Below are 20310 nucleotides of genomic sequence, written 5' to 3'. Positions count from 1 at the left end.
GCCACACCACCACGCCCACACCCCCAACCAGCACCCGCACACCCCGCCACCAACACCAGAAACCACCACAAAAAACAACCAGTGGATCCAGGTCAGAGTCCCTCAGGGTTCCCCTCACGGACAGTTGATCAAGCCCCGATCCGGCGCTCGAACCCCTCCGGAACGATCAGGTCGTCGCGGCCCAGGTCGTGCACGCTGCGATGTCCCAGCGCAAGCAGCGTCGAGTCGATGCCGTTGCGCAGCACGTCCAGCACGTTCTCTACTCCGGCCTGTCCGCCCGCAGCGAGGCCCCACAGGTACGCCCGCCCGATCAGCACCGCGCGCGCCCCGAGTGCGAGCGCCTTGACGACATCGCTGCCGCGCCGGATTCCGCCGTCCAGCAACACTTCCACCTCGCTGCCGACCGCCTCCGCGATCGCGGGCAGCGCGCGGATCGTGGCGGGGGTGCCGTCGAGGTTGTTGCCGCCGTGGTTGGACACCGAGATCGCGCTGACTCCGGCGTCCACCGCGCGGCGCGCCTCGTCGACGCGGTACACGCCCTTCAGCAGGAACGGCCCGTCCCACTGTTTCCGCAGCCAGCTCACGTCTTCCCACGACGCCGGCGCGGTCTGCATCCACTGGCCGTACGCGCCGAAGAACGACGGCACCGGCGTCCCGGGTTCGGCCATGTTCGGGACGCTGAGGTCGGGCAGCTTCTTGGTGCGGGCGTAGGCGAGCAGCCAGCGCGGATGCATCATGCCCTCGGGCGCGAACCGGATCAGTTCGCGCAGCGTCAGCTTGTCCGGGATGTGCGGGCTGCCCCAGTCGCGGCTGTGCGAGAACGACCAGTCGAGCGTGAGAATGATCCCGACCGCCCCCGCCGACCGAGCGCGGTCCAGCCGGCGCAGGATGTCGTCGCGGCTGCCGGTCCAGTACACCTGGAAGTACGTATTCGGGTTGGCTGCCACCACTTCCTCGACCGGCTTGCTGGCAAACGACGACAACCCCAGCGACGTCCCGCGCGCGGCGGCAGCACCGGCGACCGCGACCTCGCCGTCGGGGTGCACGGCCTGCACGCCGGTGGGCGAGATCAGCACTGGCAGCGCGACGTCTCGGCCGAGGACGTTCGTGCTCAGATCGCGTTCGCCGGGCAGTCCCGCGGTGCGCGGGGCGAATCGCAGTTCGTCGTACGCAGCCAGATTGTCTTGCAGCGTCAGCCCTTTTTCCGAACCGGCGATCAGTGCCGAGTAGACGGACGCGGGCAGGCGCTTCTTCGCCCGCCGCTGTGCTTCGGCGACAGATTCGAACCAGGTGGTGCTCATCGTTTTCCCTTCGGGTCGACGCGCAGAGGGCGCCAGGTGACGCGCGGACGCAGCGGGACCGCGGTCCGGTGGTTGAGACAGCCCGCCCACACCCCGGCGCCGTACGCGAGGTCGTCGGCGACCGCGCCGGTGGTGTAGCGGAATGGGTCGAGGTCCGGTCGCTCCCGCAGCCAGGCGGTCAGCGGCGGTCCGGCGAGCAGCGACGCGAGCGCGGCCCGCCGTCCCCAGCGTTTCCGCCCGCCGGGCAGCAACAGCGCGGCGAGCAGGGGAGCGGCGAATTGCGTGCTGTAGCGGCCGAAGCCGAGCCAGGTTTGGCCGACGGCAGTGCCCATCGCGCGCACGACACCGTGTGCTGGCACGTCGCTGCGGCGCAGCACGCGGGCCATGGTCAACACTGCGCCGGTGAAAGCGGCGGCAGCGGGAAGCGGGCGGCGCGCCAGGAGCGCGGCGACGGTCAGCGTCGGCCACGGGTGCAGGACGAGCGGGGCCATCGCGGCCGGGCGACGGAGGGCCAGCGGCGCGGCGGAAGTGCCGTAACTGGCGCGGCGGCTGAGCAACGCGCGCCAGGTGACCGGTTCGTGGTGGTCGACGTGTGCGGACGGGTCGTAGCGGATCCGGAATCCAGCGTCGTGGAGCCGCCAGCCGAGGTCGACGTCCTCACCGACGCGCATTGCCGGATCGAAGACCGAGCCGTTGCGGGCAACGGATTCCAGCGCGGTCCGGCGGACCAGCAGCGCGGCAGTGGGCACATAGGACAGTCGCGTGCCGGGTGCGACTCGGGCGGCAGCGGTGCCTAGGTCGAGGCTGCTGGCGGCGCGTGTGTAGCGGCCAGCCCATGTGTCGGGGGCGAGCGGACGCACGCGCGGCGCGACGGCGGCGACGAGGGGGTCGGTGAAATGCCCGGCCAGCTGGTCGATCCAGTCCGGCGACGGGACGCAATCGCTGTCCAGGAAGGCGATCAGGTCGGTGGAAACGTGCGCCAGCGCGGTGTTTCGGGCTGAGCCCGGGCCGCCGTTGACGTCGCGGCGGACCAGTTTCGCGCCGTGTGCGGAGGCTACTGCGGCGATGGCTGCGGGGTCGGCGGATCCGTCGTCGACGACCAGCGCGGGGTACCGTCCGTCGAGTCCGGCGAGGCAGCGGCCGAGCAGTTCGGCGCGGTCGCGGACCGGGATGACGACGGTCGCGTCGGCGGTTTTGGCTGGTGGCAACGGGTGTGCGAACCCGGCGTCGGTGAGCAGCCGGGCGAGGACGCCTTCCGCCGAGGTTTCGACTGGGTTGTCCGCCAGGCGCGCCCATGCCGTTCGCCCGGCTTTTGTCAGGCGGAGTACGCGGGCCGGGGAGCCGCCGAAGAGGAGGCCGTCGGCGAGTTGTTTGACGCTCGGGTCGACGGTCAGGCGGAATCCGGCGGGCAGCGGGGTGGTCACAGCGCCAGCCCTCCGTCCACCGGAATCACCGCGCCGGTCATCGCGCTGCTTTCCGGCCCGGCGAGGAAGGCCAATACCGCGGCGACCTCGGCGGGATCGAGCAGTCGCTGCATAGGTTGTTGCGCGGCAAACGTTTGCGCCGCAGGAAGGTCGTACAGTCGGGCGCTTTCGGCGAGGATCGGAGTGTCGGTCGAGCCGGGGCTGACCGCGTTCGCGGTAACGCCGGAGTCGCCCAATTCGGTGCCCAGTGCGCGAATCAACCCGGCGACTCCGGCTTTCGCCGCGCAGTAAGCGGCGAGCGTCGGCAGACCGCGTATCGCGGCGGCGGACGCGACGGCCAGGAACCGTCCGGAGCGAGGTTTCGGACGGCGCAGCATCGCGGGAATCGCCACGTGGGCGAGGTTGAGGACGCCGCGGAGGTTGACGTCGAGGACGGCGTCCTCCTGTTCAGGCGGCATTTCCCAGAGCGGCACTCCGCCCGCGATCACTCCTGCTGCCGCAATGGCCGCGTCGAGGCCGCCCCAGAGTTGTTCAGCTTCCGCGACCGCCGCGGCCAGTTGAGCGCGATCGCGGACGTCTGCGCGGAATTCTTCAGCGATGCCGCCGGTTTCCCGGATCGCGGTGACCACTGTGGACAGTTCCTCGCCGGTTCCCATCGGGTAAGGGAGGGCGGCATCGTCTTCGGCGACGTCAACCGCGAGTACGGCCCAGCCTTGCTCGGCCAGCTTCACCGCGGTGGCGGCGCCGATGCCGCGCGCCGCGCCGGTCACGAGGGCGGCTTTCATGGCGTCACCACGGAAGTCCAGTCGCGCACGTGCGTTCGCAACTGCGCGGTGAGGACGTCGAGAAGATCCCGGCCTTCGTCTGCCGTTGCTCCAGTGGGATCGCCGAGAATGCCGGTTTCAGTCACCGCTCGCACGCCGCCCTTGCGGAGCGCCGGAAGCAACTCGCCCAGCGGACGTTCGTCGCCCGGTACGGCTTTCTCCATCTGCACCGCCTCCGGCCGAAGCGCCAGCTGCAGAGCGGTTTCCGGCCGTCCGGCGTGCGGATCGCCTTGCCAGCGCGGCTCGAACATCGAGACGTCCCGCGATTCGGTGCGCAGGGTCGCGACCGCACGGGTCACCGAGGCCGCGTTGCCGCCGTGCGCGGACACGAAAAGCAGCCGCCGGAAGGTTTCGCAGGCCGACCGGCCCAGCTCCACGAGCAGGAGTTCCGTCGCCGCTTGCCCGATCGACAGCGTCCCGGCGAATCCGGCGTGTTCGCCGCTCGATCCGTACGGCACCGCGGGCGCGACCAGCACGTCCGGGCGTTCCGCGGCGAGCCGGTCGCACAATGCCGTCGCGATGTCGGTGTCCGTGCTCAACGGCAGGTGCGGGCCGTGCTGCTCGGTGGCCCCGAGCGGCACGGCGAGGATCGCGCCGGACGCCGCCAGTTCGGCGACGTCCGGCGACGGCAGGTCGGCCAGGCGCATCTCAGCGACCCGGTCCTGGGGCGAAACCGGCGAGCGGGTTCTCGTCGCAGGCCCGTTCCGGCGGGCGGCGCATGCCGATGGTCACCGGCACCTTGCGGTGCGAATGGTCCAGCGACGGTTTCGGCACGCTGCCCGCGGCGACCCCGGCCAGCGCGCGTTCGCCGTGGCCCCGCACGCATTCCGGGTCCGGACCGTCGAGCGGCAGCCCGGTGAAGAATTTAGCCGCCATGCACCCGCCGCGGCAGGCGTCGAACGCCGAACACGACGTGCACGCCCCGCCGCTCTGTGGGCTGCGCAATTCGGCGAACAGCTCGGATTCCCGCCACACGCGGGTGAATCCGCCCTCGCCGCGCGTGTTTCCGGCGAGGAAGGTGTCGTGGATGGCGAACGGGCACGCGTAGACGTCGCCGACCGGGTCGACCAGGCACACCACCCGGCCTGCGCCGCAGAGGTTGAGCCCGGGCAGGCCGCCGTCGCCGTACCCGGCGAGGTGGAAGAACGAATCGCCGGTGAGCACGTTTTCGCCGTGCTTCACCAGCCAGTCGTACAGTTCCCGTTGCTGGGCGGCGGTGGGGTGCAGCTCGTCCCAGACGTCCGCGCCGCGGCCGGACGGGCGGAGCCGGGTGAGCCGCAGCTGGGCGCCGTAGCGGTCGGCAATTGCTTTGAAGTCGTCGAGCTGTCCCGCATTCTGCCGGGTCACCACGACAGAAATCTTGAAGTTCCCGAACCCCGCCGCGGAAAGGTTCTCCATCGCCCGGACGGCGGTGCGGTAGGAGCCGGGGCCGCGGACGTGGTCGTTGACCTCCTCGGTGGCGCCGTCGAGGGAGATCTGGACGTCGACGTAATCGCTGCCGGCGAGCCGTTTCGCGACGTCCTCGGTGATCTTGATGCCGTTGGTGGAGAACTTGACGCCGACGTGGTGCTCGGTCGCGTAGTCGACCAGCTCCCAGAAATCGGGCCGGACGGTCGGTTCGCCGCCGCCGATGTTCACGTAGAACACCTGCATGCGCTCGAACTCGTCGATCAGCGCCTTGCACTCCTCGGTGCTCAGCTCGCGCGGATCGCGGCGGCCGGACGAGGAAAGGCAGTGCACGCAGGAGAGGTTGCAGGCGTAGGTGAGTTCCCAGGTGAGGCAGATCGGCGCGTCGAGCCCGAACTGGAATTCGTCGACAAGCGACATCACACGCTCCTCGGATGGATCATGTCCGACGCCGCGAGGGCGGCGAGGGCGGCGCGGTAGCGGGGCAGTTCCGCCTGCGCGACCCCGGCCCGCGCACACGCGGCGCGGGCGGAGGGGTGGTCGGTCAGCGCCTGCACCGCGGCGAGCATGGTGCGGCTCTTGAGAAAGGACAGCCGGCGGGTGCCGAAGTGGTACAGCAGCGCGCCGAACCGCTCCGGCCGGATGGAGACCCGGCTGTCCAGTTCCCAAGCACCGTCCAGATCGAACGCCGCGGCGCCGCGGTCAGTAGACACCGCACATTCCGTCGATCGAGACCTCTTCGACGAGCAATTCGTCGGCTACGACCTCTTCGGCCTTCGTCTCGGATGCGGCTGTCGTCTCGCTCATCGTGACTCCCTCGTCCCGCTCGGCGATATTTGACACTTCGTGTCGAATGTGACGGCGACAATACTGTCACCGAGTGCCAGAAGCAATGGCCCGCCGATGCGGGACACCCGATCGGGCGTTCGGCGCGGCCGGGAACCGACTGCCCCGCTGGTCCGACTCCTCAGGAGGCGGACCACGCGAAGGGAGCAGGATGGCCATCGGCATCGACGACGCGCCACGCACCGAACGAGAACCAGCGACCGGATGGGCGGCGCTGCGCCCGTTGGTGCTGCGGCTGCACTTCTACGCCGGAGTGTTCGTCGGACCGTTCCTCCTGGTCGCCGCCCTGACGGGGATCGCGTACGTGTGGACGCCGCAGCTGGAGCAGGCTGTCTACGCGCACGAACTGCATGTCCCGGCTGCGGCTGGCTCGGTCCCGCTCGACCAGCAGGTTCTCGTCGCGCGCGACCAGGTCCCGGACGGGAAGGTCATCGGCGTCCGCCCGGCGCCGTCCGCGACTGACACCACCCAGGTGATCTTCGACCGTCCGGGCTTGGTGCCGAGCTATCGGTACACAGTGTTCGTCAACCCGCACGACGGCGAGGTCCGCGGCGCGCTGGAGACCTACGGTTCCGGCCAGGCGATGCCGGTTCGAGGCTGGATCGACACCCTGCACCGCAACCTGCATCTCGGCGACTTCGGCCGGTTGTACAGCGAGCTGGCGGCGAGCTGGCTGTGGGTGATCACCCTCGCCGGGTTGGCCCTGTGGCTTGGCCGTCGCCGACGTTTGCGTGCCGTGCTGCTGCCTTCCCGCGGACCCGGACGGCGCAGACTGCGTTCCTGGCATGGTTCGGCGGGCCTGTGGATCGCTGCGGGTCTGCTGTTTCTCTCCGCGACCGGGCTGACGTGGTCGCTGCATGCCGGAGCGAACATCACCGATCTGCGGTCCTCTTTGGACTGGACTACGCCGTCGGTGTCGTCTGCCGCCTCCCGGACTCCCGGCGACGTCGGCTGGCAGGCCGTCCGCGACGCGACGGTACGGGCCGGTTTGTCGGACCCGGTGGAAATCCGGCCGCCTTCCGGGGGCGGTTACGTGGTGCAGCAGGTCGGGAGGGGGTGGCCGTCCAAACAGGACTCGATGTCGGTTGATCCCGGGACAGGTGCGGTCACCGCGACGTTGAGGTTCGCGGACTTTCCGCTCGCGGCGAAGCTGAGCCGGTGGGGGATTGACGCGCATATGGGGTTGTTGTTCGGGGTTGCGAACCAGATTGTGCTGACTGTGCTGGGTCTGGCGTTGGTTTGCGTTGTGGGATGGGGATATCGGATGTGGTGGCTCCGGGGGCGGGGCCGTTCCGGTCCGTTGGCGGCGGGTGGTTGGTTGCGTGGCGTGGGTCGTTTCGGCGGGTCGCGGTCGGCTCGCGGGGCTGACGTTGATCCGTTGCCGGAGGGCGAGGGGTTGTCGGCGCCCGGCGAAGCTGACTTGGGGTGGTCGCCGGAGAGCGGCGACCGGGTGCGATCCGGTTTGCCGTCGGTGCATGGCGGGGCTCGGGTCGGCCGGTTGTCGACGGCTGGTGAGCGGCCGCGGGGCGAGACTGACTTGGCGCGGTTGCCAGAGGGCGACGGGTCGGTGGACGGCCAGGATCGCTCCGGTCTGTTGTCGGCGCGTGGTACGCGTGGCGGGGTTCGCGTCGGCCGGTCGTTGACGGATGGTGAGCGACTCCGAGGCGCGGCTGACTTGGACTGGTCGCCCGACGGTGACGGGTCGGTGGAGGGCCAGAGCCGGTCGGTTCCGTTGTCGACGGACGGTGAGCGACTGCGCGTCGAGGCTGATTGGGGGCGGTCGGCGAAGGGTGACGGGTCGGTCGGCGGCCAGAACCGGCCTGGTCCGTTGCCGGTGGGCAGGGTGCGAGGTGGCCGGTCGCCAGAGCGCGGCGGGCGGTCGCGAAGCCGTTTCGGCCGGTTGCCGATGCGTGGCGCGTGGCGGCGAATCCCCGGGCGGGTGCTGGCTCCAGTGCTGGTCGGAGTCGCGGTGGTGGGGTGGTTCCTGCCGGTGTTCGGGGTGTCCCTGCTGGGATTCCTCGCGGTGGACTGCCTGCTGGGCCTGCGTCGGGAGGCCGCGCGGTGATCACCGAACTGGGTTTGCGGTGGATTCTCACGTTGCTGTTCGCGGCGGGTGGAGCGTTCTGCCTGTACCGATGCGCGCGGCGTCCCGGCTTGAGCCCACGGCTGGCGGATGCGCTGCACGCGGCGATGTGCGTCGGAATGGTCACGATGGCGTGGCCGGCGACGATGACCTTCGCGCGGATGCCGCAGGTCGTCCTGTTCACGGCGGCCGCCGGTTGGTTCGCGGTGAGCACGGCGCTGGGATTCGGGCACGGACGGCTGGTGGGAGCGCACCACGCGCTGATGATGGCCGGGATGGCGTGGATGGCGTTCGTGATGCCGTCGGCGATGGCGGGAATGACGATGTCCACGTCGGCGATGGGCGGCGAGCACGCCGGGATGGACATGGGCGACGCTGGCATGACGATGACCGGCCACGCGCCTGGGCATGTGGTGGTGGTCGCGGCTGTGCTGGCGGTGGTCTTCCTGGTGGCCGGGCTCGCGTGGCTGGCTCGGGCGATCGATCACGCCCGGACAGTCGCGCGCCCTGGACGGCGGGAGGTCGGGTTGGCGATGGAAGGCGTGATGAGCTTGGGAATGGCAGTGATGGCAGTGGCGATGATCTGAGCCGGGGCGGGGGTGTTTGGTGCCGGGTCGGCGCGGCGTTTCCGGAGGCTGGCGTGAATTTCGCTGACTTGTCTCGGCGGGCAGGTTGTCCAGACTCCTTGTGCGGGGCGCGGGCCGGAGTTTGTACGCCCATCGGTGGGGGCTGGTCGAGCCGCGGGTTTGGCGGGACGGCGGGGCCTCTTGTTCTGGCTCGTGCGGGCAAGAGTCCACCGCGTCCGTTCTTTGAGCTGAGCGAGTCAGCCTTTGCGGATCTGGCTTAGAGCGGGGTCGTTGTGTTGGTCCGCGCAAGCCAGGGTTCGGAGCTCGTGTTGGTCCGCGCAAGCCAGGGTTCGGAGCTCGTTGTCTGGGCTGGGCGGGCTAGCTTTGCGGGTCTGCAGGGTGCGGGGACAGGTTGTTCGGGCCGCGCGGGCCAGAGCTGCGAGGGCCGTTTTCGGCTGGCGGGCTAGCTTTGCGGGTCTGACTTGAGGGTGCGCGGATAGGTTGTACGAGCCGCGTGGGGCAGAGCCGCGAGGCCCGTGTTTCGGCCGGGTGGGCTTCGCCGGATTGATTAGGGCCGCGCGGAGCCTGTCACCTAAGGCGACTTTCGAGCGGTTCAGGCTGTGTCGGCTGGTGGCGCGGGTTGCTGCGCAAACTGCGCAGTCGTCCTCTCCGGGTTGTGGCTGGCGTACGGACGGTGGTCCCGTGTTCGGGGTGCACTTCCGGCTGTGTGAGCTTGCTTGGCCGGAATTCCCGAGCAAACGTGTCTCAGGCGGCGCGGTGCCGTCCGGTCGGGCGTTGGGAATCGCGGCCGCGTTTCGGGTGCGGGCGCACCAGGGCGAGCGCGCCGTGGGTCTGCACGGTGGTCTGGTCCGGGTCGTCGGCGGTGTCGGCGAGGTTCGGGCCGGGCTGGTGCCGGAGGCGGTGCTGGCGGTGGACCGCGTAGAGCAGTGCCAGTCCGACGACCAGGAAGACGTGCGACAGCACCCGGGCGACGGTCACCCGGTCTCCGATCAGGTCGCTGGTCGTGAGCACTGCGAGGACGATCACGAACCCGGTGATCATCGGCAGCTGACCGGCCGCGGCGCGGGTTCGCAGGGCGGCCCACAGCAGTCCGACGCCGACCGCGAGGTTCCAGGCCGCGCTTTCGTTGATGAGGTGGCCTTCCATGAAACCGCCGCCGCCGTGGACGTTGTCCATGCCGAGCAGTTGCGCGAACGCCAGCCCGCACTGGACCAGCCCGACCAGTCCCAGCGCGACCCGCAGTCCCCATTTTTCCCGCGGCGGGGCAGGGGTCTCGGCGAGGATCCGGCCGGTGAGGTCGGGCACCTCGGGCGCGCTGCGGACCAGCAGGGCACGGCGCAGCGTCGCGCTGCGCTCGTACCAGCTCCGGCACGACGCGCAGGTCTCGAGATGCTGGTCGACCTGCGGTTCGGGCAGCGGGCCCGCTTCGCCGTCGAGTCGCGCGGACAGCGCTTCGCGGAAGATTTCACAGCTCACGTCTGTCATAGTCGCTCGGATGCGCGTCCGAGTTCCCGGCGGGTTCGACGATTTTCTCCGGACTGGTCCTGGAACTGTCCGGGACGGGCATGGACTACCGTGATGTCCGTGTCCACCGGCCGCGACAACGACGACGAGCGGATCACCGCGCTGGCCCTCGCCGCCGGCCGCGGTGACCAGGTCGCCTTGGAAGCCTGGGTCCGCGCGACGCAAGCCGACGCGTGGCGGTTCCTGGCCCACCGCACCAGCCCGGCCGACGCGGACGACCTCACCCAGGAAACCTACCTGCGCGCGTTCGGCTCGCTGCCGCGATTCGCGGGCCGGTCGTCGTCGCGGACGTGGCTGTTGTCCATCGCCCGCCGGGTCGTCGTCGACCGTATCCGCGCGCGCTCGGTCCGCCCCCGCGAGTCCACGACGGCCGACTGGCAGCGCGCAGCCGAAGAACAGTCGGCCCGGACGCGCACGGCGGGCTTCGAGGACCTGATCGAACTGGGCCTGCTGCTCGATACGCTGGACGAGGATCGCCGGGAAGCCCTGGTGCTGACCCAATTCCTGGGTCTTTCGTACGCGGAAGCGGCCGAGGTGTGCGGTTGTCCGGTCGGCACGGTGCGCTCCCGGGTGTCGCGTGCCCGGGACGAGCTGCTGCGCGCCCAAGAGGAGAACGACACCGCGATGTGACGCGGGGTTCTGTCAGGGCACGCGGTTGTGTGCCCGCCGCGGAGTTCTGCTGGGGCCTGCGGCTGTGCCCACCGCGGGGTTCTGCCAGGGCGCGCGGTTGTGTGCCCGACGCGGGGTTCTGCTGGGTCGCGCGGCCGTACCCGTCGCCGGATCCTGACCGTGATCCAGATCGCGGGAACTCGCGGTCGCCTCCGTCCGACCACTCTGCTGTGCGCACTATTCCGGCCCCGCACCGGCGGGGTTTGCTTGCCGCGGCGGGGGTTGCCGCGGTGGCCGTCGTGGCGGTGGTCGCCGCGGCGGGCGACGTCTATGCCGCTCTCGGCAACCCGGCTCCCGGTCCGTTGACGTCCTTGGGCACCTCCTTGCTCCGGTTGGTCGCCGACGCGGCCGGGGTGGTCTGCGTCGGCGGGCTGGCGTTCGCCGCGTTTCTGAGCCCGCCGGGCGAATCGGGCCGGCTCTCCCCGGACGGTTACGCAGCCACCCGCACCGCCGCGGGTGCTGCGGTCGTCTGGGCGCTCGCTGCCGCGGTGCTGGTGCCGTTCGACGCCGCTGACGCGTCCGGGCGGCCGGTTTCCGAGGCGTTGCATCTGGCGAACCTCGCCGTCCTCGTCAACGCCATGGAGGAACCCAAGGCGTGGCTCTGCGTCCTGGCAGTGGCGGTCGTAGTGGCGATCGGCGTTTGGCGCACGTTGACCTGGCGCACCACGGTGCTGTGGCTGGGCCTCGCGACCGTCGGGCTACTGCCGCGGGCGATCTCCGGGCACGTTTCCATCGGCGCGTGGCACGACCTGGCCACGAATGCCTTGGTGTGGCACGTGATCGCGGCAGCGTTGTGGGCCGGTGCGCTGGTCGCGCTCCTGGTCCACCGCGGTTCAGGCGCGGCACGAGAACTCGCGCTCCGTCAGTACCGACGGTTGGCGGTGTGCTGTCTCGTCGTGCTCGCGGCGTCTGGAATCGTCGACGGTCTCGCACTTGCCCGTCCGGCTGGATTATTTACTGGCTATGGCTTGCTCCTCGGGGTGAAGGTCGTGGTCACGGTGGCGTTGGCGGTGCTGATCGCTGTCACGCGCCGTCGTTGGACCAGCGGGACAGCGGCTCTCGTCGCGGAGGTCGTTGTGCTGGCTGGGGCAATGGGCGTCTCGGCCGGATTGGCGCACCTGGTGCCACCGGCGTTCGTGGACGATCCGGCGACCGTCGGCGAGACCGTGCTCGGCTACGACCTGCCTGACCCTCCGACGTTTGCTCGTCTCTTTCTCGATTGGCGTCCAGACTTGCTCCTCGGTGTCGTGGCGGTGCTCGCGGTTGCGGGCTACGCGGTCGGGGCACGCCGTCTCCGCAACCGCGGCGACGACTGGCCTCGCGGCCGGTTCTGGGCGTGGACGTGCGGCTGGGCGACGGTGCTGGCCGCGACGTCGTCCGGTCTGGGCACCTACTCGTCCGGAACTTTCAGTCTCCACATGGTCATCCACATGACGCTGGCCATGCTCGCCCCGGTGCTGCTGGTGCTCGGCGGCCCGGTGACCCTCGCGCTGCGCGCCTTGCCGGTGGCGGGCAAGGGACCGGACGGTCCGCGCGAGTGGCTGGTCGCACTGCTGCACTCGCGTTTCACGCGCCTGGTCGCGCACCCGCTGGTGGCGTCAGTCGTGTTCGTCGGCTCGTACTACGCGTTGTACTTTTCGGGCCTGTTCGGCGAGGCGATGCGCTACCACTGGGCGCACCAGTTGATGAACCTCCATTTCCTCGTGTCCGGCTACGTTTTCTTCTGGCTGGTGATCGGCGTCGACCGCCCGCCGCGTTCGTTGCCGCATCTCGCGCGGCTCGGCATGATGTTCGCGGTGATGCCGTTCCACGCGTTCTTCGGCGTGATCCTGATGAACAAGCAGACGGTGATCGCCGAGACGTTCTACCGCTACCTCTCCCTTCCGTGGATGCCCGATCTCCTGTCTGATCAACGACTGGGCGGCGGCATCGCCTGGGCCACCGGGGAAATCCCGATGATCGTGGTCGTCGTGGCGCTGCTGGTGCAGTGGGGCCGCCACGACGACCGCGAAGCCGCCCGTCTGGACCGCCGCTTCGACCAAGGCGAGGACGACGATTTCGCCGCCTACAACGCGATGCTCGCCAACCTGGCAGCCAGAAGGCAGTAGCCGCGGCCGATGCCTGCGTCAGCGAACCAGGTCCAGACATCCCTGAGTTCCGCTCGACCGGCATCTGCTCACCGCCCGCTGAATCCGGCTGCCCGTCGACCGCGCACCTGCATCGAAACCCACCTGGGTCGCGGCGATCTGTTGGCACTGAGCCGATTCCACGGCTAAACCACGGCGGTCACCACCTTGTCCAAGGCTCCGTCCTTGACGTCCGCGACGAGAACTTTCAGCTGTGCCAAGCTCATCTGCACTCGCTGCCCGAAGTCGTCGGTCAGGACGACGCGACGCTCCGGCGGGGCTGCGTCGTCGAGGAACAGCTCCGGGCAGCCGCAGTCGCAGTTGCCGCAGAACGTGGTCACGTGCCGCAGATCTCCTGATGCGGCAAAGGTTTCGGACATTTTCGCTCCTGTCTGATCGGGTCGGGTCGGGAACTGCCACCATCCGGATAGTCGTCGGGGAAGGGCGAAAGGTTCCCAAGTCACCCGAAGGAGTGGCGACGGAAAACCAGGCGTACGATGGAAATCAGTCCGCCTTCCCGGCGTCGGCACTGCCACCGCCTTTGTGCCCGTCCTGGAATCCGGAGAACCATGTCCACGCAGACCGCCGCCCCCGCGGCGACCCCGACCCGTCACCTCGATCTCGCAGTCGGCGGGATGACCTGTGCCGCTTGCGCGGCGCGCGTCGAGCGTTCCCTCGGCAAGCTCGACGGCGTGCGCGCCACGGTGAACTACGCGACCGAACGCGCGACCGTCCACTATCCGCCCGACCTTGACCCCGCCTCGCTGATCGCGACGATCGAGCGGGCGGGCTACACCGCGGCTGTCCGCGGCGAAACAAGCCCGGAAAACCGCGACGCGCGGGTTCGCGACCTGCGCCGCAGGTTGATCGTCACCGCTGTGCTGGCTGTCCCATTGGGCAACCTGTCGATCACGCTGGCGCTGGTGCCGTCGTTGCGATTCCCGTTGTGGGAGCTGGTGTGCCTGCTGCTCGCGACGCCGGTCGTGTTCTGGTCGGCCGCACCGTTCCATCGCGCCGCACTGCGCAATCTGCGGCATCGATCGTCCAGTATGGACACTCTCGTCTCCTTGGGCGTGCTGGCGTCCTACCTGTGGTCGGCGGCTTCGGTGCTGATCGGCTCGGGCGGAGAGGCGGGCTACTGGATCGGGTTCGGCGCCACCGCGCCGGGCGCGGATTCGGTGTACCTCGATGTCGCGGCCGGAGTGACGACGTTCCTGCTCGCTGGCAGGTACTTCGAGGCACGGTCCCGGCGAGGCGCGGCGGACCTGCTCGGTGCGCTGGACGCGCTGGCGGCTAAGGATGTGCGGATTCTCCGCGCGGACGGCGAAGTGCTGGTCGGGATCGGCGAGCTGGCGGCCGGCGACCGGTTCGTGGTCCGGCCGGGGGAGAAGATCGCCGCTGACGGAACCGTCGACGATGGTCTGTCCACAGTGGATGTCAGCGCCATCACCGGAGAACCGGTTCCGGCGGGGGTCGGGCGGGGAAACCGGGTGATCGGCGGGAGCATCAACCTGAACGGCCGGCTGGTGGTGCGTGCCGAGGCCGTCGGAGCGCGGTCGCAGCTGGCACAGATGAGCGCGCTGGCCGAGCGGGCGCAGGAGCGGAAAGCGGCGGTGCAGCGGCTGGCCGACCGGGTGTGCGCGGTGTTCGTCCCGGTGGTTTCGGCGCTCGCGGTGCTCACGCTGGCGGGGTGGTTGCTCACCGGGAACCCGGTGCGGGACGCGTTCGGGGCGGCGGTGTCGGTGCTGATCATCGCGTGTCCGTGCGCGTTGGGGCTCGCGACGCCGACTGCGTTGATGGTCGGCGTCGGAAGGGGTGCGCAGCTGGGGATTTTGGTGAAGGGTCCGGATGCGCTCGAGGCGAGTCGTACAGTCGACACCGTCGTCTTGGACAAGACCGGGACGGTGACTCAGGGGCGGATGACTCTCGTCGAGGCTCGGGCGTTCGGGTCGTTCTCGTCGGCGGAAGTGCTTCGCCTGGCGGCCGCGGTGGAAGCTTCGTCAGAACACCCGATTGCCGCAGCGATTGTCGCCGGCGGGCCGGAGGTGATTCCGGCCGCTGCGGACTTCGAGGCATTGCCGGGGCTGGGTGCGCGCGGCGTGGTCGAGGGAACGGCGGTGGTGGTCGGGCGACCGAGGTTGCTGGTCGACGGAGGTGTTTCGGTTGGCCCGGAGGTCGAGGCTGCGGTGGCGTCGGCGGAGGCTGACGGAGCGACGGTCGTGGTCGTGTCGGTGGCCGACGAGGTCGCGGGGATGCTCGTAGTGCGGGACGAGGTGAAGCCGTCGGCGCGGGCGGCGGTCGCGCAGTTGCATCGGCTGGGGTTGAAAACGGTGCTGCTGACCGGCGACAACGAGGTGACGGCCCAGGCGGTAGCCGCGGAGGTCGGGATTCCTGAAGTGCTCGCCGGAGTGTTGCCGAGCGAGAAGGCGGCGGCCGTGTCTGCGTTGCAGCGCAAGGGACATCGGGTGGCGATGGTCGGCGACGGGGTGAACGACGCTCCGGCGCTGGCGACCGCTGATCTCGGGCTGGCCGTCGCGGAGGGAACCGACCTCGCCTTGCGCTCGGCCGACATCATCCTGGTCCGCGACGATCTGTCGGTGCTGCCGGACGCGATCCGTCTCGCGCAGCGGACGTTGCGCACGATCCGCGGCAATCTGGTCTGGGCGTTCGGATACAACGTGGCCGCGTTGCCGCTCGCCGCGTGCGGACTGCTGAACCCGCTGATCGCCGGGGCGGCAATGTCGCTGTCGTCGGTGCTGGTGGTGGCCAACAGCTTGCGGTTGCGGAACTTCGAGCCCGGCCGCTGAGCCGGAGGTGGTCGGGATCACCCTGGCCGTCGCTCACTCGATTAGGTTAGGTTTGCCTAATCAGTCGGCGACGGAGGGTGAGGTGTGCGGTGACGCGGGACGCGGAAGCCGGGATCGAAGGGCGGGTCGCGCTGGTCACCGGCGGCGCCCGCGGGATCGGGGCGGCCGTCGTGGAGGCGCTCGCCCGGGCCGGTGCCGTGGTGGCCGCGGTCGACATTGACGAGGAGGGGTTGCGGGACGTCGCCGCGCGGGACTACGGCGCGGGGATGGCTCGGGCGGATGCCGTGGGTGCTTCGGGTGGCGAGACGCTTGGCGTTGCCGCGCGTACGTCTGCGGCGGGGCTGGCCGGGGGTGTTCCGGACGGTGGGATGCTTGGCGGTGTCGCGCGCACGTCGGGAGCGGACTCCGGGGGTGCCCTGGATGACGAGGTGCTTGGCGATGCCGCGCCCACCTCCGGACCGGAGTTGGCAGGGGCGGATGCCGGGGGAGCTTCGGACAGCGCGGCGTTTGGCGATGCCGCGCGCGCGTCGGGAGGGGGGCTGGCTGAGGTGGACGCCCGGGGTGCTTCCGACAACGGGGCGTTTGGCGATGCCGCGCGCGGTTCTGCCGTGGCGGGAAAAACGGATGAGCGACTTTCGGGATCTGCTGCGGCGGGGAATCTCGTGCGCGGCGGCGTCGCGGGAAGCTCGGCGGAGGAGAGCGCGCCAGAGGGCGCTTTTGGCGCGCAGGCTTCGGGGAGCGCGTCGGAAGGAGACTCCTCAACCGGCGATGTCGCGCGAGCTTCGGCTGATGTGCCAACGGATGGGTCCGCACGCGGTGATGTCGCAGGACAGTCGGCGGCTGGCGCGCTCGGGGGCAGTGGTGCCGCGTCGGCAACGAACGGTGCTGATGTGGCGCGGGCTCGTTCGGGTGGCGACGTCGGACTGCCAGGCGGCAGGGCCGGGCGGGTGGTGCCGTTCGTGGCGGATGTCGGGGACCCGGAGGCGATCGCCCGGGTAGTGGCGGACGTCGAGCGAGAGTTGGGGCCGATCGGGATCGGGGTGTCGGTCGCGGGGGTGTTGCGGCCCGGGTCGGTCGGCGAGACCAGCGACGAGGACTGGGCGGCGACGTTCGCGGTCAACTCGACCGGGGTTTTCACTGTGCTGCGCGAGATCTCCCGGCGCATGCAGCCGCGGGGGAGCGGGGCGCTCGTCACGGTGGGGTCGAATGCGGCTGGTGTCCCGCGGACCGGGATGGCTGCTTATGCGGCTTCGAAGGCGGCGGCGACCATGCTTACCCGCTGTCTCGGGCTGGAACTCGCGGGTTCGGGGATTCGGTGCAACATCGTCTCGCCAGGATCGACCGACACGGACATGCAGCGTCTACTGTGGACGGACGATTCCGGTGAAGCTCGCGTGATCGCGGGGAATCCGGAGCAGTTCCGCGTCGGGATTCCGCTGGGGCGGATCGCCGACCCGGCGGATATCGCGGACGCCGTCTTGTTCCTCGCGTCCGATCGGGCGCGGCACATCACCATGCAGAACCTCTACGTCGACGGCGGGGCCACGCTTCGCGCGTGACCCGAGTCGACCCGCCGGGCGGCTTTTCCTTTTCGTCCGGATACGTTAGTGTCCATTAGGTTAGGCTAACCGAACAGTCAAGGTCTGGACCTTGTGCAAGGAACGGACAGGGCGGCTCGGCCGCCTGCGCGTGTGCGAAAGGGAATTCACCTCGTGTCCTCACCTGCTCCGGCCCGTCCGCGACCGGTCCACCGGGCGGCGGATCTCCTGGCCGCGTACCTGCCGGGGTCGTTCTACTACTCGTCGGCCCGCGGGGTGTTGCTCGCCGACGGGGTGCATTCACATGTCCGCGGCGTACCTGGCAACCGGGCCTCGGCGGCGGCTGAGGCGTTGGAAGCCGCGGTGCTGGCGGGGGTTGCCGATCCGGTTGTGGTGGGAGCTATCGGTTTTCGGCCGGATTCTGGGTGCAGCTTGATCGTCCCTGCGGTGGTGCGCCGGGCCGAGGCTCCGGGTGACGGGGACGCGCTGGCCGCGGAGGCGGGCGTGGGCAGTCGCACGGAGTTGGCTGGCGGGGTTTCCGGCCCTGCTGAAGGGAATCGCGCGCCGAGGTCCGTCGGGGGCTCGGGTTTCGCCGGGGGCGAGGCTGGCGATCAAGCGGGGCTGAACGGTGATCTGGGGCCGGGCGGTGGGGTGGAGTCCGCCGGAAACCAGGACGACCAGCGCGGCAGTTCTCATCCAGCCGACACCGAAACGTCAAGCTCCTGGACCGTAGTGCCCCAACCAGCCCCCGAGGTCTACGCCGAAAGTGTCCGCCGGGCGGTCGACCTCATCGCCGACGGGGATCTCCAGAAGGTCGTCCTTGCTCGGGCGTTGGATCTTGTTGGGGAGCAAGGCGTCTCCGTCCAGCAACTGCTCCGCAACCTCGTCGTGGCTGACCCCGCGGCACACGCCTTTGCCGTCGACGTCAGCGCGCCGGGAGACGCGGCGCCGCGGACGCTCGTCGGGGCCAGTCCGGAGTTGCTGGTGTCCCGCAAGGGCGACGTCGTGACCGCGAATCCGCTTGCCGGGTCGCGGCGGCGGACGGGGGACCCCGCGCAGGACGGGCAAGCGATTGCCGGGCTGCGAGTGTCCGAAAAGGACCTCAACGAACATGCCCTCGTCGCGGCGCAGGTCGCGGAGGTGCTGGGCCGGTACTGCACTGAACTGGACGTTCCGGAAGAGCCGGAAGTGATTGGCACGCCTACGATGTGGCACCTCTCCACCCGGATCACCGGACGGGTCGGTCCGGGCGGGCCGTCGTCGCTGGAGTTGGCCGAGGCATTGCATCCGACGCCTGCGGTGTGCGGCGTGCCGGTCGATCTGGCGCGCGACACGATCGCGCAGCTCGAGCCTGAGGACCGCGGGTATTACGCGGGGCTCGTCGGCTGGACCGACCTCGCGGGGGACGGCGAATGGGTCGTCACGATCCGGTGCGCCGAGGTGGCCGACAAGACTGCGCGGCTGTTCGCGGGGGCGGGCATCGTCGCTGGGTCTGATCCGGCCGCGGAATTGGCCGAGACCAGCGCGAAGTTCGGGACGCTCCTGCGTGCGCTGGGTGCGGAGGGGATCGCGTGAGCCGGTGGCCGGAAGAAACCGCGGCTAGGTATCGGGCCAGCGGGTATTGGCGGGGGCAGACATTCGGGGCCCTGCTGACGTCGCTCAAGGCGGCGTACGCGGACCGGACGGCGGTTGTCGGCGATGAGCAACGCTGGACGTTCGCCGAGTTGGACGAGCGGGCGCATCGGCTGGCGGCGGGGTTCGTCGCGAACGGAATCAAACCCGGCGACCGGATCGTCGTGCAATTGCCGAATATTCCGGAGTTCGTGTCTGTCGTTTTTGGACTGTGGCGGGCCGGCGCGGTGCCGGTGTTCGCGTTGCCCGCGCATCGGGAAAGCGAGTTGCGGCACTTCGCGGAACAGAGCGAAGCAAAGGCGATCCTCGCCGTAAAAGAGCACGCTGGGCACGATCACGCGAAGATGGCGCGCGAGGTCGTGCAGCAGCAGCGGAAAGTCTTCGTCGTCGGGGAGCCGGAGTTCGAGGAGCTGGCAGCGACCGCACCGCAGGAGCTGCCGGATCCGGACCCGGAGGACGTAGCGTTCCTGCAGCTGTCCGGCGGAAGTACGGGCTTGCCGAAGCTGATTCCCCGTACGCACGACGATTATCTGTACAGCGTCCGGGAGAGCGCGCGGATCTGCGGACTAAAGAAGGAAAGCGTATATCTCGCGGCGTTGCCCGTCGCGCACAATTTCCCGCTCAGCTCACCAGGATTGCTCGGTGCATTGCACGCGGGAGCGGCCACGGTGCTGGCGCCGCGACCGGACGCCGACACCGCGTTCCGGCTGATCGAGACCGAAGGGGTCACGATCAGCGGGGTAGTCCCGCCGTTGGCGGCGGCCTGGGTGCAGGCGGCGGTGCGTACCGAGCGGGATCTGTCCTCTTTGGACGTACTGCTGGTCGGCGGCGCGAAATGCGGCCGGGAACTCGCGGAACGCATCGGTCCAGCGCTCGGCTGCCGGCTGCAGCAGGTGTTCGGCATGGCCGAGGGCCTCGTTTGCTACACCCGGCTGGACGATCCGGAAGACCTCGTCCTGAGCACGCAGGGACGGCCGATCTCGCCGGACGACGAGGTGCGCGTCGTGAATCCGGACGATCCGCTGGCGAAGTCGGACGACCTCGTCGAGCCCGGCGAAATCGGTGCGCTGCTCACCCGCGGGCCGTACACGATCCGCGGGTACTACAACGCGGCCGAGCACAACAAGACCGCGTTCACCGAGGACGGGTTTTACCGCACTGGCGATTTGGTGCGGCAAAGGGAATCCGGGCATCTCGAAGTCGTCGGGCGGGCGAAGGAGCAGATCAACCGCGGCGGCGAAAAGGTCGCGGCGGAAGAGGTCGAGAACCACCTGATGGCGCATCCGGGCGTGCTCGACGCGGCGGTCGTCGCGGTGCCCGACGAGTACCTGGGCGAGCGGACCTGCGCGTACGTCGTGCCAGTCGACGGGGAGCAGCCGAGCGCGGCGGAACTGCGCCGGTTCGTGCGCGGGCGCGGGATAGCCGCGTTCAAGGTGCCGGATCTGGTGGAGGTGGTCGGGGAGTTCCCGGTCACCGGCGTGGGCAAGACCAGCAAACGCGAACTGCGGGCGGCGCTGGCCGCCCTGGCGAAGGAGAGGTGAG

The 20310-nt window shown here is 69.8% G+C and carries 17 protein-coding genes and 1 pseudogene; 9 read left to right on the top strand and 9 right to left on the bottom strand.

Annotated elements, in window-relative coordinates:
- Positions 1-128: 128 nt before the first annotated feature.
- Genes mftD through mftA form a run of 7 tightly spaced genes read right to left on the bottom strand, consistent with a single transcriptional unit; the run spans position 129 to position 5763 of the window.
- Positions 129-1301 (bottom strand): pre-mycofactocin synthase MftD, encoded by a 1173-nt coding sequence (mftD, locus tag D0D37_RS08230; RefSeq protein WP_116199925.1) that lies wholly within the window; start codon positions 1299-1301, stop codon positions 129-131.
- On the bottom strand, positions 1298-2725 hold the full coding sequence (mftF, locus tag D0D37_RS08225; RefSeq protein ID WP_116199924.1) for a mycofactocin biosynthesis glycosyltransferase MftF: 1428 nt from the start codon (positions 2723-2725) through the stop codon (positions 1298-1300). Before mftF ends, mftD begins: the two co-directional genes overlap by 4 nt.
- Positions 2722-3510 carry a mycofactocin-coupled SDR family oxidoreductase gene (locus D0D37_RS08220; RefSeq protein ID WP_116199923.1) on the bottom strand — a complete coding sequence of 263 codons (789 nt, stop codon included), beginning with the start codon at positions 3508-3510 and terminating at the stop codon, positions 2722-2724. Before D0D37_RS08220 ends, mftF begins: the two co-directional genes overlap by 4 nt.
- Positions 3507-4196 (bottom strand): mycofactocin biosynthesis peptidyl-dipeptidase MftE, encoded by a 690-nt coding sequence (gene mftE / locus D0D37_RS08215; protein ID WP_116199922.1) that lies wholly within the window; start codon positions 4194-4196, stop codon positions 3507-3509. The genes D0D37_RS08220 and mftE overlap by 4 nt, the downstream gene beginning before the upstream one ends.
- Position 4197: 1 nt before the next feature.
- Positions 4198-5376 (bottom strand): mycofactocin radical SAM maturase, encoded by a 1179-nt coding sequence (gene mftC, locus D0D37_RS08210; protein WP_116199921.1) that lies wholly within the window; start codon positions 5374-5376, stop codon positions 4198-4200.
- The gene (gene mftB / locus D0D37_RS08205) at positions 5376-5669 is read right to left on the bottom strand and encodes a mycofactocin biosynthesis chaperone MftB (RefSeq protein WP_116199920.1); all 294 of its coding nucleotides are present in this window, start codon (positions 5667-5669) and stop codon (positions 5376-5378) included. The genes mftC and mftB overlap by 1 nt, the downstream gene beginning before the upstream one ends.
- Complete coding sequence (mftA, locus tag D0D37_RS08200) at positions 5659-5763, bottom strand: mycofactocin precursor MftA (RefSeq protein ID WP_116199919.1); 105 nt, start codon at positions 5761-5763, stop codon at positions 5659-5661. The genes mftB and mftA overlap by 11 nt, the downstream gene beginning before the upstream one ends.
- Positions 5764-5953: 190 nt before the next feature.
- On the opposite strand from mftA, the gene D0D37_RS47835 reads away from it, so the two are divergent.
- Together D0D37_RS47835 and D0D37_RS08190 are read left to right on the top strand one after the other, a co-directional pair.
- On the top strand, positions 5954-7867 hold the full coding sequence (locus tag D0D37_RS47835; RefSeq protein WP_244223431.1) for a PepSY-associated TM helix domain-containing protein: 1914 nt from the start codon (positions 5954-5956) through the stop codon (positions 7865-7867).
- A complete protein-coding gene (locus D0D37_RS08190) occupies positions 7864-8472 on the top strand; it encodes a DUF5134 domain-containing protein (protein ID WP_116199918.1) in 609 nt (202 codons plus the stop codon). Before D0D37_RS47835 ends, D0D37_RS08190 begins: the two co-directional genes overlap by 4 nt.
- A 744-nt stretch (positions 8473-9216) precedes the next feature.
- Here D0D37_RS08190 and D0D37_RS08185 read toward each other — a convergent pair.
- Positions 9217-9957, bottom strand: a complete 741-nt coding sequence (locus D0D37_RS08185) for a zf-HC2 domain-containing protein (protein ID WP_116199917.1) — start codon at positions 9955-9957, stop codon at positions 9217-9219.
- Between the two features lie 99 nt (positions 9958-10056).
- Between D0D37_RS08185 and D0D37_RS08180 the strand changes: the two genes are divergently transcribed.
- Both D0D37_RS08180 and D0D37_RS08175 read left to right on the top strand, forming a co-directional pair.
- Positions 10057-10626 carry a sigma-70 family RNA polymerase sigma factor gene (locus D0D37_RS08180; RefSeq protein ID WP_116199937.1) on the top strand — a complete coding sequence of 190 codons (570 nt, stop codon included), beginning with the start codon at positions 10057-10059 and terminating at the stop codon, positions 10624-10626.
- 209 nt (positions 10627-10835) lie between these two features.
- Positions 10836-12773 (top strand): bifunctional copper resistance protein CopD/cytochrome c oxidase assembly protein, encoded by a 1938-nt coding sequence (locus tag D0D37_RS08175; protein WP_116199916.1) that lies wholly within the window; start codon positions 10836-10838, stop codon positions 12771-12773.
- Between the two features lie 164 nt (positions 12774-12937).
- Here D0D37_RS08175 and D0D37_RS08170 read toward each other — a convergent pair whose 3' ends face one another.
- A complete protein-coding gene (locus tag D0D37_RS08170) occupies positions 12938-13171 on the bottom strand; it encodes a hypothetical protein (RefSeq protein ID WP_116199915.1) in 234 nt (77 codons plus the stop codon).
- Between the two features lie 189 nt (positions 13172-13360).
- Here D0D37_RS08170 and D0D37_RS08165 point away from each other — a divergent pair, with 189 nt between their 5' ends.
- From D0D37_RS08165 to D0D37_RS08145, 5 genes and pseudogenes are all read left to right on the top strand, one after another.
- Positions 13361-15598 (top strand): heavy metal translocating P-type ATPase, encoded by a 2238-nt coding sequence (locus D0D37_RS08165; RefSeq protein WP_116199914.1) that lies wholly within the window; start codon positions 13361-13363, stop codon positions 15596-15598.
- Between the two features lie 77 nt (positions 15599-15675).
- Positions 15676-15834 (top strand): annotated as a pseudogene (locus D0D37_RS08160) (SDR family NAD(P)-dependent oxidoreductase); the annotation flags it as partial.
- Between the two features lie 555 nt (positions 15835-16389).
- Positions 16390-17157 (top strand): 2,3-dihydro-2,3-dihydroxybenzoate dehydrogenase, encoded by a 768-nt coding sequence (locus D0D37_RS08155; protein ID WP_116199936.1) that lies wholly within the window; start codon positions 16390-16392, stop codon positions 17155-17157.
- A gap of 153 nt (positions 17158-17310) precedes the next feature.
- Positions 17311-18711, top strand: coding sequence for an isochorismate synthase (locus tag D0D37_RS08150; RefSeq protein ID WP_244223430.1), 1401 nt, complete (start codon positions 17311-17313; stop codon positions 18709-18711).
- Entirely contained in the window at positions 18708-20309 is a 1602-nt protein-coding gene (locus D0D37_RS08145; RefSeq protein ID WP_116199913.1) for a (2,3-dihydroxybenzoyl)adenylate synthase, read from the top strand. The genes D0D37_RS08150 and D0D37_RS08145 overlap by 4 nt, the downstream gene beginning before the upstream one ends.
- The last annotated feature ends 1 nt before the right edge of the window (position 20310 follow it).

The organism is Amycolatopsis circi (assembly GCF_003385235.1).
In the GTDB taxonomy this organism is placed as follows: domain Bacteria; phylum Actinomycetota; class Actinomycetes; order Mycobacteriales; family Pseudonocardiaceae; genus Amycolatopsis; species Amycolatopsis circi.
This window is presented reverse-complemented; position numbering and strand designations above follow the sequence as displayed.